This is a genomic window from Alsobacter sp. KACC 23698 (assembly GCF_045348435.1).
Lineage (GTDB): Bacteria > Pseudomonadota > Alphaproteobacteria > Rhizobiales > Beijerinckiaceae > Alsobacter.
Map to the genome: position 1 here is coordinate 1,421,518 of NZ_CP157484.1, position 16,084 is coordinate 1,437,601.

The following is a 16,084-nucleotide window of genomic DNA, read 5'->3' on the forward strand; positions in this document are numbered from 1 at the left end:
CACCGCGGGTTCTAAGGCGCGGGCTATCGTTGTCACCTGGGGTTCCAGCGATCCTTCGTGTTGACGCGGACCCGGTCAGAAATCCGGCTGAAAGCCGAAGGATTGTTGGGGGAGGTTGACCTCGAGGCCGAGGTTTACGAATGAGTCTGGTTGGCCTTGCGTCTGGGCCGCGCAGTGTGAAGGACCTTACATGCGACCATCGCATCGCTGCGGTAGGGTGGGCTGGGTTGCAACACACAGCCGTTGGTGATCCTTTGCGGCGCGGGCGTAGCTGAGCCTGCCCTCGGGGCCAAGCCCGACAGCGCGAGGGTGAAGATCGCGAACACGTTCAATAGGGCGTGACGAGGAGGGCCAGGTCCTCGTCGACCCTGACGCATCTCGCGCCCCGTCAACCGATGGTGGAGTTCATGTCGGCCGAATGTCGCAGTGGTTTCTACAGGCCATGGCGTCCACCGTTCAGGACCCACCCGCTTTTGTGTAGGGCTTCTTGGAGCAACAGGGCCAAAGGCTGTTGAAAGATGGGGTCGAACTCACGACACCGGAGGTGAACCTCGCGGAACTTCGCACGGGTTGTGAGGCGTTCGTCGCCAAGGAGCCTCCTGTTTTGATCCAGCTTGGGATCGCCTGATCGGAAAGAATGGCGACGGATCGTCGCGGATTGATTTAAAAAATGATTAAAGACGCGCACTTAGCGCGTTTTGCTGAAACTTTATCGCGAATTAGAGAGTTTCTCCGGTATGCACGCCGGTAGATAGTGACGCGGCTTTATCGTCCATGAACAGTTGACGCCGCCGATGACGAGGAACCTAGAATGGGTAATAGTTCTCCCGCTATTGTCGTCGAGAGGAATGCCCTGCTACGCGATGGGCTCGTCGGCTTATTGAAGTCGACCCACATCAAGGTGATAGCCTCAGGTTCCACGCTCGACGAATGCCGTTCCTTTGCGGTTAAGGTCAAGCCAAAGCTAGTCGTTGGATCGCTGGATGGCGCAGACGACCTCGCAGCGTGGATCGGTTCAGTGAGGGCCGACTATCCGGAAGCGAAGATTGCGGTCTTGTCAGACTGCGCCGACGCTGAGCGCATCAGTTTGGCCTTGCGGCTGGGCGTTGGCGCCTTCGTGCTGAACAGCATGTCGTCGGCGGCGTTCATCGGGGCGCTTGAGCTATGTCTCATGGGAGTCACGATTCTGCCCTGCGGGTCATTCCTTGCCCAGGACTTGGCGCAGATGCTCAGCTTTCCGGCACCCCCCAAGCCGATCCAAGTCATAGCCAACATAGCCGACGGCCGGCCCCGTCTTTCCTCCCGCGAAGTCAGCATCTTACGACTATTGATTGAAGGGTGGTCCAACAAACTTATCGCCCGTGAGCTAGCTATCGCCGAAGCCACGGTGAAGGTCCACGTCAAGGCCGTCCTGCGCAAGATACGGGTTCAAAACAGGACCCAAGCAGCGATTTGGGCTATGTCGAATGGCGTTCTCTCATCGGATGCTGATCTGACCGTGGACATGGTTCCGGCCATCACGGTTCAGAGCGCCATACCCGTTCACGCCTGATCGGTTCGAATCTGGTCGAAGCTGGTCACAGAACCCTCTCGCTTCGTGATCGTAGCCTCGCCTTACGAATGAGTGTCGTTGCAAGACACGCGATGAAAATGTCGTTCGGCCGGGTGTCACTGGAGTGTCGGCCGGCGCCTCGCGGCAATCTCACCCGCTGGCCTGGTCCGTTTGCGACGAGGCGCGGCGCCGCAGCGCGGTTCCGCCGGTCGAAGCGGGACGGAGTTGAAGCTCGGCGCCGCCGGAATCAGGTCGGATGTTCAGATGGCTTTGCGGGAAGGTCGTTCAACGCTCAGTTTAGCATGCGCTAAACGATGAGCGGCGTGGGCTCGATCGCCCTTTGCGCCGGTCAAAGCCCGACGAGGAACAGGGCGACGACGGGCGCGGCTTTCGACTCCACCGGTCCGGCTTCGCCTGCAGCTCAAGCCCAGCGGGTTCCGCTGTCGCCACCGTCCAGATTGGCCAATGTCTTCAGACAGATTGGAAGTGGCCAGCCGCCGCTCTCCGCCCTCCCGATCGAGAAACACGCCGCGTCAGAGACAATCATCGTCAAAGGTCGTAGCACGACCCTAAGTAGATCATGCAAAGCCTGAGCTAAAGCGTGCAGCGACTAAACCATTGGGACTAGACGGTGGTAGCCGGTCTAAACACGCTTACGGCTTCTGAATTAATGTGAGCTAAATGTGTTTTACTGTATCATAGTTTTATGGGCTTGCAGCCCTCGGGGCGGCCTGAACACAGGGCCGTCACACCGCCTGCCTCGATGTGCTCCTTACGGCATCTCTCGGCAGAGCAAACAGGGTAACTGAGGTGTCGACGATGGCGAATATGATCTCGACAGTTGTACTGGAGCCCAACGTGCTTCTTCGCGAAGGGCTTCTCAAGATACTGGAGGGAAGGCGCTTCAAGATTGTGGCCGCGGGGGCGCGGCTGGAACAGATCATTCCGACGCTCGGCAAGCTCAAGCCAAACCTTTTCATCGTTTGCCCGGAAGTCGTCTCGGGCGACGTCAAGGCGCTGCTGACGACGCTTCGACAGGGCTATCCCGACGCCCGGGTCGCCATCTTGGCGGGGAGCCCTGATCATGCGCAAATGCAGAGCGCCGTGAGCTTTGGGGCCAACGCCTATCTCCTCAAGAGCATGTCGTCGGAGATCTTCATCAAAGCTTTGGAGCTGTCGCTCCTAAACGTGACCGTGGTGCCCACCGAGGCGTTCCGGAACGCGGAGCCGACGCCAGAGCCGATCCAGGCGCCTGCCGAGCCCAAGGGCCTCATGGTGGAGGCGCGATCACCGAGCCCTGTCCCGCGGCTCTCGGACCGGGAGATCAGCATCCTGCATTCGCTCGTCCACGGCGAGAGCAACAAGCACATCGCCCGCGAATTGGAGATCGCCGAAGCGACCGTCAAGGTCCACGTCAAGGCGATCCTGCGCAAGATCCGGGTTCGCAACCGGACCCAGGCGGCGATCTGGGCGATGTCGAACAGGTTGCTGCCGAGCGCCACGGCGGCCGCGCAGGTCACCGAGTCGCCCCTGTTTCAGGCGTCCCTGCCGATCCACGCCTGATCGAAAGCCGGGCTCGCGGCCGAAATACTTTCGCCCGCTTCGTCGCGAAGCGGGCGTTTTCCTGCGGTGACGCGGAGCAGACGCGCCTCAGCCGCTGCGCCCCCGTCCCGCGTCGGTCAGCACCAGGCCGGTGATGTGGTCCTCAAAGCCGCGCAAGGCGCGGGCCGGTTCGGCGATCAGCGCGGGCGTGACCTCGCCGGCCTTGAACACCAGCACGAGGTCGTCGATGGCGTCCACGGCCCGGTAGAGGTCGGCGGACTCCAGCGATCCGGGCAGGTCGACGATCACCAAAGCGTAAATCAGCCGGGCCTGGGCGATCACATGGGCGATCCAGTCGGGGCTGGTCGCAGGCGCGTCGGTGTCCTCGCCAGACTCCTGCGGCCGGCAGGGCAGGAAGGCGAGGCCGGTGGCGTCGTCCCGGACCACGACCTTGCCAATGCTTCCCGCGGAGGCCGCCACTCCCAGCGCCCCGACCGACGCGTTGGGGCTGAAGCTGCGCGTCAGGTGGGCTCCGCGGCAGTCTGCGTCGACGAGAAGCACGTTCCGGCCGACCGACGCGGCCAGCAGCGCCAGATTGGACGCGATGGCGCATTGCCGGGGATCGTCTCCGATGCGGGCCACTCCGATCACGGCGGAGCCGGAGTTCTTCATTTGGGTCTCGAATTTGGCGAGGAGGAGCCCGATCGCCCGGGAATAGTCGGAATTCGGCCGGCGCAGGACCTCGCGCATCCAGGCCGGTTCAAAACCGCTTGGGACTGGATGCACGCCATGCCTGGGCTTGCGCGCCTGCTCGGAGCGACGGGACGCGATGATGGGCGGGAAGGCGCCCAGGCAGGGCAGGCCGGCGGTGCGCTCCAGGTCGTCCGCGGTCCAGATCGACTGGTCGAGCCGCTCGCGAACCGCGGCGATCGCCAGGCCGAGCAACAGCCCGCTCATGCCGGAGATGGCCAGCAACGCAAGGTTCGACGGCCCCGATCGCGTCGTCGGCGGGGTCGCGGCCGTGAGGACGCGCACGTCGGAGAGCGGGAACGACAGTTGCTGCGCGGTCTGGGCGTAACGGCTGAGAAAGCCCTGGTAGAGCGCCTGCTGATTTTCCGAGGTGCTCAAGAGCTCACGCAGCATGAAGGCGCGCCGTGTCGGGTCGACCGGGCCGGCGTTGCCGTTCTTGAACTCCTGAAGGTGGCGGTCGGCCTCCAGGGCCTGCTTGCGCAGATCTTCGATGCGCTGCTCCAGCCACGTGATCGCCTCGCGCGTGAGCCGGTTGGCGCTCGCCGATTGCGCGTCCATGTAGCTGTCGACCATGGCGTTGGCGATCGCCGCGGCCTTGATTTTGTCGTGCATGGTGACGTTGATCTCGATCACCTGCGAGGCCCCGATGCGTTGCACGACGACGAGCTGGCGCATGTGATCGACGGCGCTGCGCAAGCGTGCCTCGTGATCGTCGGCCACCGGACGCGGGCAGGCCATCCACTGCGGAGGGCAGATGCGGGCCCATGCGCTGCGAGACTCCAAGGCCCCGTTGAACTCGCCGTCGTCCGTGAGGCTGAGCTTTTCGACGACACGCTCCATAATGGTGGAGGACTGCAACACCACCACTTGGCTTTCGATGTAGCCGAGTTCCGCCACATTGGTCGGGATGGCGTCCTGGTCCTGCACGGCCCTCGGCTTCTTGACGTCCAGAAGCAACGTAGTCCTGGCGGTGTAGCGCGCCGGGATGAAGGCGATATAGGCCAGCCCCAGACCGACGCAGATCAAGAGCGACATCAGTGTGATCGGCGCGCTGCGGCGCAGGAAGGCGACGAGGCTCGAAAGGTCGAGCACCTCTTGGTCGGCGCCGGCTTCCGGGTGAAGAGCGCGACCGCCGGTGATCCTTGGATTGGTGAGCAGCATGTGAGTATCCCGGATCGTCGTTAATTGCTGGTCGCCAGCGCGCCCGAATAGGCGCCGGCATGAAGCGTGATAGCGACGGTGTCGCCCGGCAGGATCTCGGCGTCCTCGGTCGCATGCACGGCCGCGGGGCTCCCCGAACGATAGATCACGAACTCAGGCTTGCCGGTGTTCCCGCTGATCAGCTGGGATTGCAGCGTGCTCGAATAGAGGAGTTTTTCGCCCACGCTTCGGATTCGAGCGGTGAGCTGGGCGACCTTGACGTTGGTGTCCTGGTACTCGCGCAGCACCTCGACGCGGCGCTGGTTCTCCAGCCTCTCCAGCTGCATGCCGTAGTCGTGCTTCTGACGTTCGATGTTGCTGATCTCGACGATGGTCTGCAACAGCTGCGTCGACGACATCAGCGCAGCGCGACGGGATTCGGAGATGCGCGTGTTGCTGGCCATTCCCCGTTGCGACATTTCGCGCACGCGCTCGAAGTCGGCCGTGTCGGCCGCGTTGCCTTCCTCATCCTTCTTGCGCTTCTCCGAGAGCACGCCGAGTTGGACGCTCGTCGTCCGGATGGCCTCCTCCAGATGGGCCCGCTCCTTCTCCAGCTCCGAGCGGCGGATCTTCATGTGATCGGCTTCGGTGCTGATGAAGCGGGCCTGCAGTTCGGGCGGGATCGGCAGCTTAAGGGTGGCGGGATTGGCCCCCGCGTCCTGGCCGAGCTCGGTCTTGAGGCGCCAAAGATGGGCCTGCTCGCGGGAGAAGTCGGTCCAGAGCGATTCGTATTCGGCCCGCAGATCCGCCGACTCCAGAACGGGGTTGTTCATCCGAAAGCGCGCGATGTCGTAGCCGCCGGCCACCGCCACGGCCTGACGGATCGACAGGCCCGGCTTATAGGGCTGCTCGCCTGGCCGGGCGACGTCGCCGGTGAGGTAGACGCCCCGATACTCCACGACGGAGAGGCCGATCTCCTCCGGGAGGATCACGTGAGCGACCTCGCGCCCGTCGGCGGTGCGCTGCTGGAACACCTTAGAGGACAGGTCCTTTAAGAGCTTGGTGCGGAGCTCGGCCAAGGTGAGCCCGCCCGCGGGCAGTTGCCCGACCAGCGGAAAGGACACATCGCCATCGAGCCCGATCGTGGAGCGCTGACGGAGTTCGGCCACGCCGGCGACCACCAACTCCAGCGAGTCGCCGGCCTGCAACTTGTATTCGGCCCAGACGGGACCGCCGCCCAAGCCGAGGAGAGCGATGGCGACGGCCGCCGCCTGGAGAAGCCTGCGAGTTGCGCACCTGATCTGCGACGCCATGAAGCCTCCTGGTGAGCGTGGTGAGACGGGCGCTGGGACCGCCTGATAAGTCTCACCGAGTTTACCGATTTGGCCGGGTTGCGCCCGTGTGCATGGGGACGTCCACGAGCGCAGGAGAGGTACTTCCAGTAGGGCGAATCGGCTAGCGTGGGGCGAAGTTCACGGTCGGGGAGCGGGATCCGAGCTGTGGATAAGCTGTGGACCCGCTCAAACCCATTGCCGCAAGTTCATCCCGCCTCCCGAAATTCCACTATGGTGTACATCGTTGTGGCGTTTGAGATTTTCTGCACCGCAAGTCGCTCTGCCGCGTGTACAGTAAAACGAGAAGCGAGAAATTCCCGTCTGTACAGCAAACAACTATATTCTGATTGCGATCAGAGGCGCCACATTCTGGCCACCATGCTTTAGTCAAAGCAGAGACAGAGCCAATATGACTAACCCAAAAGCATGAGGAGGCGTTTTGACTATTGATCCAAACAATCTAGCTGGAACCGCTCATCTTACATTCGATGAGGAGTTCAATTCGCTGAACCTGGCCCATAATCATACTGGGTCAGGAACCTGGAATACGACGCATGACTATGCGTCGGGCGGGTATTCAGCAGGATCGACTTGGTTTGTGGATGCCGATAGTGCAGCCACGGCTGGCGTAAAGCCGTGGTCGGTGAATAACGGCGTGTTGAGCATCACCGCCAACCCGGCGCCGGCCGGCGTGAACGGCCAGTACACCAGCGGCCATTTGGACACGCAGGGCACCTACTCGCAGAAGTACGGATATTTCGAGATGAGCGCCAAGATGCCGGCGGCCGGCTCGAACGCGTCCGTCGACAGCGGCGGCGACCAGGGCGGCGGCGCCTTCTGGCTCCTGCCCACCAGCGGCGCCTGGCCGCCCGAGCTGGATGTGTTTGAGTCGACGAGCTGGGGCGGCGTCTTCACGGCCCACACCGGCGTCGGCGGGCACTCGGCCGAGACGAACTGGGCCAACATCGACAGCGTCTCGACCGCTTTCCACCGCTATGGGGTGGATTGGGAGCAGGACCAGATCACCTGGTATGTCGACGGCAAGGAGGTGTACCACACGGCCACCCCGGCCGATATGCATGACCCCATGTACATGCTGGTGAACCTTTATACGAGCCAGCAGGGCGGCACGCCCGGCACCATGCAGGTCGACTATGTCCGCGCTTATGCGGATGGAGCGGGCGGCGGCGTCACCCCGCCGGCGAGTTCCGCAAGCCAGACAACCACGGACGCCAGCGCCGTCCCGACCGCGTCGGCTCCGAGCGCCCCGACCGCGTCGGCCCCGACCGCGCCTGTCCAGGGCGGCGCGACCGCCCCGGTCCCGGGCGACGCGACGGTTCCGGCCTCCGACACCCAGACCCCGCCGGTCACCACGGGCTCCGACCAGCCCACGACGCCCACGACGCCCACGCAGCCCACGACGTCCACGAATGACGGCTCCTCGGCGCCGGCTCCGGATCTGTCGACGGGCGGCGACACGACTGCGTCCGACCAGTCCGGCTGGTCCGGACATGGCCATCGCCATGGCGGCTGGAACGCCGCTCAGACGCCCACGACGGCGTGGGGCGGGCAGTCGGACGGCGCCAGCTTCAGCGGGTCCAGCGACGCCGCGGCGAACACGAGCGACGGCGCCCCGGTCAGCCAGGCCGATTGGGTCGGGACGGTGGGTCACCACCATCACCACCACTGCGACAGCTGGAACGTCGGCTGATCCGCGTCTGAACTTTAACGACGTCCGGAGCCCGGGAGCATCGCTTCCGGGCTTCTTTTATGGCGCCGTCCCGGCGCGATAACCCGAATGGGGCGCCGCCTTAACCCGCACGCGCACGAGCGTCGCCGGCGAGGGGCGCTAGACTAAGGTCCGCAACGCGCCCCGGCGCGCAATCAAGGGCGGGCTTCGAGTGCCGATTCCGATCACCCAGGCGCAGTTCAATTCCTCCCGGAAGCTTCGCTTCAAAGCCTACGAGACCGACCTCGCCGAGCAGCGGGGCGTCGCGGCGAGCTACGGCGCTGCGATCGTGCTCCTCGTGCTGGCGGTGTCGCCGCCCTTGCTGCTGACTTTGGGACCGGCGGCCTTGGCGTTCCCGGCGCTGGTCGCCGCCATCCTGTTCATCGCCAGCCCGGCGACGGTGCCGCCGCTCCTGCTGGGCGCCTGCGTCTTCCAGAACCTCGCCATCGCGATCTGGGTGTCTCCGACCGCGACCGTCGCGGAAATCAACGCCGCTCGCGCGCTTAGCTTCGTCGTCACGCTGGCTTGCTTTTGCACGGCCGTCTTCTGCGCCATGGCGTGGCGCTGGCGCTTCAGCCTGAGCGAGGCGCGCCTGATCCGGTGGTGCGCGCTCTGCCTGGCGGTCGTGGCTCTGTTCACGGCCGTGGGCGCCGCGATCGCCGGGCCGGCGGGGGCGCTGACTTACGCCCGCAACATGGGCCTCGCTCCCATCTCGCTCATCATCGGGCTGGCCGTCGGCAGACAGCAAAAGAGCGCCGGCATGGGGTGGTTCACGGTCGCCTTCACAATGCTGCTCGCGCTCGGCTACTCCGAACTGGTCTTTCGCGAGGCCTTTTATACGCTGGTCGGCATGGACGAGTTCCTGCTGCGGGTCACGGAACGCGCCGCCGACATTCAGTATCGCTATTTCCTGGGCTTCTCGCAGTGGTTGAAGGCTCAAGAAACCGTTCTCTTCAACGATCCCAACCTGGCGCTCAGCGGGCTGCGCACCGTGCGCTTGCAGGGCCCGACGGCCCATCCGATCAGCTTCGGATACGCGCTGGTGATCACGTCGCTGCCCCTCATGGCCCGTGCGCCGCTGCTGGCCGCGCTGCTGCAATTGCCGATCCAGTACGGGATCAACTCCAAAGGGGCCTTTCTGCTGCTTTTGCTTTGCCTCGCCGTGCGTTTGGCCGCCAGCGTGCTCTTGCGCACGCCGCGCTGGACCCGGGCCAGCGCCATCATCGGGGTCTGGGCGCTGGTCGCCGCCTCCGGCGTCGTGCTCGGACTGCAGCACGGCGACTTCCACGTGCTGGGCTTCCTGGGAGGTTTTAAGGCCCTAATCGCCAATCCATTGGGCCACGGCATCGGGACCGCCGGCAACCTGACGGAGGCCGGCATCAACGGCCAGATCGACTGGGGGACCCTGCAGCGGGCCGGCGCGGCCGACCGCGGCATCGAGAGCGCGATAGGGGTTCTGGTCGACCAACTCGGCGTGTTCGCGCTCGCTTATCTCAGCCTCTGCGTGGCTGTGCTGCGGCGGCTGATGGCCCGAAACGACGTCATGTCGCTCATCGTTTTCAGCGCCGTGGTCGGCTTGCTCGCCAATGGCGTGCTCCAGGAGGAGGCGCTCTTCTCCCCGTCGAGCGCCGGCCTGCTGTTCTTTCTCGTGGGGATGATCATCGCGGTGCGGCAGAAGCCAGGTTTTGTCGGCGCCGCGCCTGCCTTCACCTATGACGCAGGTTCACGCCCCGTCGGGGCCAGCAAGCCGGCCTGAACCAAGCCGACACCGAACCAAGCCGGCCCGAGCACGGCCGCCGGCCTCAGTCCGGCGGGAGAGGCGAGACCACCGCCGGGCCGACGACCGGATCGAGGGTCTCCTTCAGCCCGACGCGGCGCACGAAGCCGAAGCCGTCGGCGTATTCCCAGTGCGTCCAGCCGATGCAGGAGGCCTGCGCGGCCGCCCGGACCGCCCGGATCCAGTTGGCGCGGGATTGCGGGTCGGCCTGGAAGGAGAGCACGCCGAACTCGTTGACGATCACCGGGCGCGAGAACCTCTTCGACCACTGGGCGACGCCTTGGAAGACGGTGCGGATCCTCGCCCTGTCCCAGGGCTCGGCGAACTGCTCGGCGATCGCCTCCGCCGCCTTGGGGTCTCCGCGCATCCGGAGCGTATCGATCGCGGGCTTGGCCTCCGCCATGCTGGCCGGGAACGGGATCGGGGGACGCGGGGCGGTCCGGTCGGCGCCCCAGTTCTGGCCCTGATGGGTGAACGACATCGGGTCGTAGAAGTGGATGGCGTAGACGACGTTGTCGTCCGGCAGGGGGGTGAGCGCCTCCAGCGCCTCGACGCGTTGGAAGAAGGTCGGGCCGTAGATGATGGTGTGCCGGGGGGCGGCCGCGCGGATGACTTTGACCACCTCGGGACCCTGCACCGCCCACAGGTCGGCCTTCACCACCGGCTCGTTCAGCACCTCGAAGAAGACCCTCTGCTCCGACTTGGCCGCGTAGCGCGCCGCCAGCCTTCCCCAGACATCCTTGAGCACCGCAAGCGCCTTGGCGGGGTTGTCCTCGTGGAGCTTCTGGAAGCGATCCTCAGGGTGCATGTCCAGCGACACCGCAAAGTCCATGCCGGTGAGCATGTCGACGGCGTGGTCGATCTGCTTGAGGGCGCGCTCCTGGACCTCCTTGGGGCTGAACGCGTCCGAGAGCAGTTCGAGCGTCAGGGGCAGCCGGATATGGGTGAGCCCCGCCTCGCGCAGGCTGCGCAAGGTCACCATGCTCGGCGGCTTGACCGTGAGACGGTCGGTCAGGCCCGGCAGCGAGAACCCCTTGGAAAGCGAGCGCAGGCGATCGGACGGCACGCCTCCCAACTGTCCCGAACAGGCCTCGCCCCCTTGCGGCGGAGCCGCCGTCTGGGCCATCGCCGCCCCGTGCGGCCCGCAGGTCAGCAACGCCGACGCGATCGCGGCGATGCGCAGCCCCGCCGATCCCCTGCGGCCGGAGCTGAAAGGAAGCCGGCTCGTGGCGGGGTGGGCGATGAGGGTCGGGGCTGGGGCGGGGGTGAGGTGACGCATGAAAACCAAGCTCGCGAACGCGTTCAACCGACAACTGACATCCCCGTTCAACGGTTCAATTGCTGGCCGCGGATGCGGCCGACGCCGCGCCGGGCATGTCCTTCCCCCGTCGCGCCGCGAAAGGGCGCAGCAGCCGCGGCGACGTGGCCGAGCCGTCGATGCACTCGAGCGCGCCCCAGCGGTTCAGCGTATGCAGCCGCCGGCCTGGCCATTGCGGGCCGGGACTGAGCACCGACAGCACCTTCTGCTCAAAGCTCTCTTCAGTGAGGCTGGTCACCTCCGCGATCGTGATCGCCCGTCCGTAGCCGCTGGTGCAGTCCTGGATGGGCCGCAGGAGACGCCCGTTGCGCGCCAGCATCGCGCCGGCCGGCCGGGCCAGCGCGGCGTCGACCAGGATCGGGTTGCCGGCGTGCGGACGCCACGGCCCGGTGATCTCGTCCGCCACATAGATGCTGAGCGTATCGGAAGGCGCGCCGGCGCCGTCCCGCGTCGCGGCGAACATCCACAAGCGCCCGCCGAACGACGTCACCGTCGCGTCGCCCGCCTCGACGTTCTGGAGCAGCACGGCTTCTTCCGTCCAGCCGTCCGGGAAACGCGTCGAGCGGTAGAGCCTGACCGTCTTGTCGTTCGAGCTTTCCGGGATCATCCAGAGCTCGCCCTTGTGCTCCATCATGAACGGGTAGGAAAGGTGCCAGGGGGTCTCCAATACGATCCTCGCCCCGCCCGTCGGCCCCGACGCGTCGAACGGAATGGCGCTGATCACGCCCTTTTGCGTCTTGTGATCGAAATCCTCGAAGAAGACGCTGGTCTGCCCGCGCCAGGACACCGGAAAAGGGTCAGCGTAGAACCGCAGTCCGGGATCCGGAATGCGACGGAACGGCGCGCCGCAAAAGTCGCCGCGCTCCAGCACGCCCGGACCCTCCACATAGCGCCAGCCGATCCGCCAATGCGGCGAATAGGTGCACAGGCGATAGAGATAGCGGACGGCCGTCATGGCCGACGTCCGGGCCGCGTAGCGGGCCGCCGCCGCCCAGTCGCAGGCGCCGGCCGCGCCTTGCGCGACAGGCGCCGCCGCCGGCGCCCGCTTCGCAAGCGCCATGTCGATCACGGTGGCGGCCCGCCCAAGAACGCTCTCGAACGCCTCCGTCAGGCTTTCGGCCGTCTCGACCGAGGGCCGGCCATGGGCGAGGACTTGCCCGGTTCCGTCGACGACGGCGATGACCGGCGCGCGCCCGCTCAAAAGCGAGCCGAACGCGGCCTCCTCGCCCGGGGCGCCGTCGTAGAGCAGCCGCAGCGCCTTGGCGCCGCCGGCAGAATCGACGCTTAGGTCGAGGACCAACGGCGGGTCCTCGTCCGCCTGGGCCGGGCCCGGCTCCACCCGGTCGCTCGCGCGCGGGCCGCCGAGTCCGAAGATAAGGCGCTCGGCCGCCATGAGCGTCTGAACCGGCGACGGCAGGCCGGGGCCGTCGGTCAGCGCGAAACTGACCCGCCGATTGCCTGAAAGCCGCAAAGCCAAGTCGCGGTGCCACGCGCGGAACCGTGCGCGATCCACCCTGATCCGCAGCGCGGGATTACGGCCTGCGTCCGCCATCAAGGGACCTGTGCTTTTTGAGGGTGATGACGATCAAGGCTCGTCATGGTCAAAGCCCGCGGGTGATCGAGCGCAGCAGGCGCTCATACTCGTCCACCATGGCGGAGACCGGATAGCGCTCAGCGAGCGACCGGCCGCGGGCGGCGAAGGCCTGCGCCATTTGGGCGTCGTCGAGGAAGCGCGCCACGGCCGTCCGCAGCGCCGCGATGTCGTCGATGTCGTCGACGAACAGGGCGCAGGGCTCGCCATCGGCCTGCAGCACTTCCTTGAGCACCGGCAGGCCGTGCGCCACCACGGGCACGCCCGCCTGGGCCGCCTCGACCACCGCCATGCCGAAGGTCTCGGCGAGGGACGGGAAGACGAAGACGTCGAGCGCGGTCAAGAAATCCGCGACGCCAGCGGCGTCGAGCTCGCCCAGCAGCCGCAGCCTTTCGGCGCAGCCAAGGTCGCCCGCGAGCTTCAGCAGCGCCTCGCGCTCAGTCCCTTGGCCGGCCAGGGCCAGCGTCCAGCTCGGCTCCAGCGCGAGCAGCCGCACGGCCGCCTGGAGGTTCTTCAACGGATGCAGGCGCGAGGCGCAGCCCAGCACCACCCCGGTCTCAGGCAGGCCGAAGCGGGCGCGGGCCGCTGCCTTGCCGAGTTCTCCGACCTTGACGTCGACGCCGTGGTCGATTCGGCTCAGCCGGGCCCGATAGGCGGCCGGATAGTCGTCATAGCCGGCTGCGGCGGCGGCCGACACGGCCACGATTGATTTGAACACGCCGATGCTGCCAAGGATCCGGTCCGCGATCCTGGCGGGCTTTGGCGTCGTCAGGGCGGCGGAATTTTGGTTGGCCACCACGAGTTTGACGCCGGCGAGGCGGGCCATCGGCCCGCCGATCACGTTGCCGTAGTGCTGGAAGCACAGCACCACGTCGGGCTTGAAGCGGCGGATCTCGGCATGGAGGCGCGCCAGCAACTTCAGGACGCCGAGCGGCCCCGTCGGCCGGCTGGCGGCGCAAAAGCGCACATCCTCCTCGACGTCGAACGACGCCGTCCGCCGGAAGAAGAACAGGTGCCCCACCGTGTGGCCGTCCTGCTTGAGGCCGCGCGACAGCAGGCGCGCCACCTCCTGGGCCCCGGCGTTCTCCGCCTGCGGTTGGATCAGGAGGAGCCGCAGCGGGCGCGTAGCCTGGCGCAGCTTCGCCGGCTCATTCACGATGGTGGCGCGGGTCGGGACAGGGAAAGCCAGCATGGTCTCGCGGGACGGGGCGGGGCGCAAAGCTGATCTCCATCGGAATAATGTGCGAGGGCGGGGCCGGCATGGGGCAGGTGGCCTACAATAGCAGCCCAGTTCTCGGCGCTTGGCCAGCTCAACAAAGGCGTACGCCTTCCGGTGGTGGCTTGGCCCCCACGGCCCCGCGTCGACAGGCCGGTTCAGCCAGGATCCGCGTGAATTACTCCTCATGCGCGCTGGCCTGCCTTGTGAAAATAGTGAAGGTGACCTACGCCGAAAGAGCTTCGCGGCCGCTGGACAAGCAAGGCCTGACATCGCGACCTGGAGACATGCTTGGATCATACAGCGCAAAAAGCTTTGATCTGGACGATGATCGACGTGCTCGGCAGTCAGGTCTCCCCATTCGTCGCCTTTTTAATCATAGCACGTTTTATTGACCCCCATGATTACGGGACTTTCGCCCTGGCGATGTCATGCTTGGCGCCCTTGACCGTGGTGCTCTACCAAGGCCTGGCGGACGCGCTGATCACGGCGATCGATCCGGACGAGGCCTACATCGCGACCGCTTTCTGGATGAATATGGGGCTGGCGCTCGTCATCACCGCCATCGTTCAGGTCATTGCAGGATCGCTCGCTGAACTCTTTCGCGCCCCGGTGATGGAGCCTGCTCTGCGCTGGCTTTCGCTGCTGGCTGTCCTACAAGGATTGGTCAGCGTGCATGTGGCGTTGTATCGACGCAGGCTGGAGATGGGCGTGCTGGCCCGCCGAACGCTCATCGGCCGCGCGCTGGGAGCCGCGCTCGGCATCGGACTGGCCGTCGCCGGGTTTGGCATATGGGCGCTCGTCGCCATGCAACTGATTCAATCAGCTGTCGCCGCCGCGATCTTATGGGGGGTGAGCGATTGGCGGCCGAAGCTGTGTTTTAACGTCCAGCACTGTCGAGATGTCCTGCGCTTCGGGACCCATTTCACCTCAGCCAGCCTCGCCACTGCGGTGGTCAACATCGCAGACAACTTGATTGTCGGATTCTTTTTCGATCCCAAGGCCGTGGGATTATATGTGCTCGCGGCGCGGATCCTGGAGATGGCGACGACGGTCGTGCTCGTCCCGATGCGGTCGTTGGTGATGCCCTTGCTGAGTAAAGCGGCTTCCGATCCCCCCCTCTTCGCAAGCAGTTATCGGGGCATGGTCACCCCAGCTTTCCTAGCCTGGATGCCCATCATTCTGATCTTAGCGACGACGTCCCGCATTCTGATCCCCGGAATTTTCGGTCCAAAGTGGGAGGGCGCGGTGGTAGTGCTGCATGCCATGTGCGCCACCGCGTTCACCACGCCGTTGTGGTTTTTTGCGGGACAGGCGCTTTCAGCGGCCGGCCGCCCCGACGGCTTCTTGAAACTCGCGATGATCCAGATCGGCGTGACCAGCGCCTGTGTGAGCTTCGCGTCACAATTGTCGCTGGCCGCCGTCGGGTGGGGTTGGGCCTGTGCTTCGGCCGTCATGGTTCCCATCGCGCTGTGGTATCTGAACAGACGCTGCGAGGTTTCCTGGCTGCCGATGGCGCGGGACGCCGCGAAGCTCGGTTCCGCCGGCCTGGCCCTTCTCACAGCGAGTCTTTGGACATCGGCGATGGCTCACGCTGCCGGCTTCAGCGCATGGATTGGCGCGGCTTTGGGCGCCGCCGCCGGATTGCTCGTCTACGTTGCGCTGATTGAATTCGTGCTGACCCGCGGGCAGATTTCGGCGGCTGTAAGGGGGCTCGCCGCATTGGCCCAAAGACGGGCGCCGCACATCAGCCCGCGCCAGGCCTGAACTCACGCCGTCCCCGGTCTGAACCACGGGGCGCGTCGCCGCCTTATGGCGCCCTTGGTCGCCCGAACCGTGTTTTCGCGACAACGCCCGAGAAAGCGCTGCTCGCTTGCGTCAGCTCTTAAAACCCGACTTCGCCAGCGCGGGCCGCCGGTGAACGCGCGCTTCCTGGAGCATCAGTTTCTCCGCTTAGGAGCGAACCGAACGCGACCGCCTCGCCCGCCTCGCCGACTTGAGGTCGGGGACAAGCCGCAAAACCGATCTCCATCGGGACATTCGCGCTCGCCAAAGGCGAGGCCGGCCCGGCGCAGACGACTCCCGCGAGAGCGCCCAGTCCGGGCAGCCCGGCCAGTTCAACAAAGGCGTACGCC

At 65.7% G+C, this 16,084-nt stretch carries 10 protein-coding genes; 5 read left to right on the forward strand and 5 right to left on the reverse strand.

Annotated elements, in window-relative coordinates:
• The first annotated feature begins 811 nt into the window (after positions 1–811).
• Positions 812–1,552, forward strand: a complete 741-nt coding sequence (locus ABEG18_RS06545; RefSeq protein WP_406857277.1) for a LuxR C-terminal-related transcriptional regulator — start codon at positions 812–814, stop codon at positions 1,550–1,552.
• 765 nt (positions 1,553–2,317) lie between these two features.
• Positions 2,318–3,115: a LuxR C-terminal-related transcriptional regulator gene (locus ABEG18_RS06550; RefSeq protein WP_406857278.1), complete on the forward strand. Its 798-nt coding sequence runs from the start codon at positions 2,318–2,320 to the stop codon at positions 3,113–3,115.
• Between the two features lie 87 nt (positions 3,116–3,202).
• Here the strand turns inward: ABEG18_RS06550 and ABEG18_RS06555 are convergent, their stop codons facing one another.
• Together ABEG18_RS06555 and ABEG18_RS06560 are read right to left on the reverse strand one after the other, a co-directional pair.
• Positions 3,203–5,005, reverse strand: a complete 1,803-nt coding sequence (locus ABEG18_RS06555) for a GumC family protein (protein WP_406857279.1) — start codon at positions 5,003–5,005, stop codon at positions 3,203–3,205.
• Between the two features lie 20 nt (positions 5,006–5,025).
• A complete protein-coding gene (locus ABEG18_RS06560; protein ID WP_406857280.1) occupies positions 5,026–6,297 on the reverse strand; it encodes a polysaccharide biosynthesis/export family protein in 1,272 nt (423 codons plus the stop codon).
• Between the two features lie 676 nt (positions 6,298–6,973).
• On the opposite strand from ABEG18_RS06560, the gene ABEG18_RS06565 reads away from it, so the two are divergent.
• Positions 6,974–8,029: a family 16 glycosylhydrolase gene (locus tag ABEG18_RS06565; protein WP_406857281.1), complete on the forward strand. Its 1,056-nt coding sequence runs from the start codon at positions 6,974–6,976 to the stop codon at positions 8,027–8,029.
• Between the two features lie 190 nt (positions 8,030–8,219).
• On the forward strand, positions 8,220–9,803 hold the full coding sequence (locus ABEG18_RS06570) for a hypothetical protein (RefSeq protein WP_406857282.1): 1,584 nt from the start codon (positions 8,220–8,222) through the stop codon (positions 9,801–9,803).
• 46 nt (positions 9,804–9,849) lie between these two features.
• Here ABEG18_RS06570 and ABEG18_RS06575 read toward each other — a convergent pair whose 3' ends face one another.
• The 3 genes from ABEG18_RS06575 to ABEG18_RS06585 form a co-directional block, all read right to left on the reverse strand.
• A complete protein-coding gene (locus tag ABEG18_RS06575; protein ID WP_406857283.1) occupies positions 9,850–11,103 on the reverse strand; it encodes a glycoside hydrolase family 5 protein in 1,254 nt (417 codons plus the stop codon).
• Between the two features lie 55 nt (positions 11,104–11,158).
• Positions 11,159–12,535 carry a hypothetical protein gene (locus tag ABEG18_RS06580; RefSeq protein WP_406857284.1) on the reverse strand — a complete coding sequence of 459 codons (1,377 nt, stop codon included), beginning with the start codon at positions 12,533–12,535 and terminating at the stop codon, positions 11,159–11,161.
• Positions 12,536–12,743: 208 nt separating this feature from the next.
• Positions 12,744–13,952 (reverse strand): glycosyltransferase family 4 protein, encoded by a 1,209-nt coding sequence (locus tag ABEG18_RS06585; protein WP_406857285.1) that lies wholly within the window; start codon positions 13,950–13,952, stop codon positions 12,744–12,746.
• Positions 13,953–14,240: 288 nt separating this feature from the next.
• Between ABEG18_RS06585 and ABEG18_RS06590 the strand changes: the two genes are divergently transcribed.
• The gene (locus ABEG18_RS06590; protein WP_406857286.1) at positions 14,241–15,716 is read left to right on the forward strand and encodes a lipopolysaccharide biosynthesis protein; all 1,476 of its coding nucleotides are present in this window, start codon (positions 14,241–14,243) and stop codon (positions 15,714–15,716) included.
• The last annotated feature ends 368 nt before the right edge of the window (positions 15,717–16,084 follow it).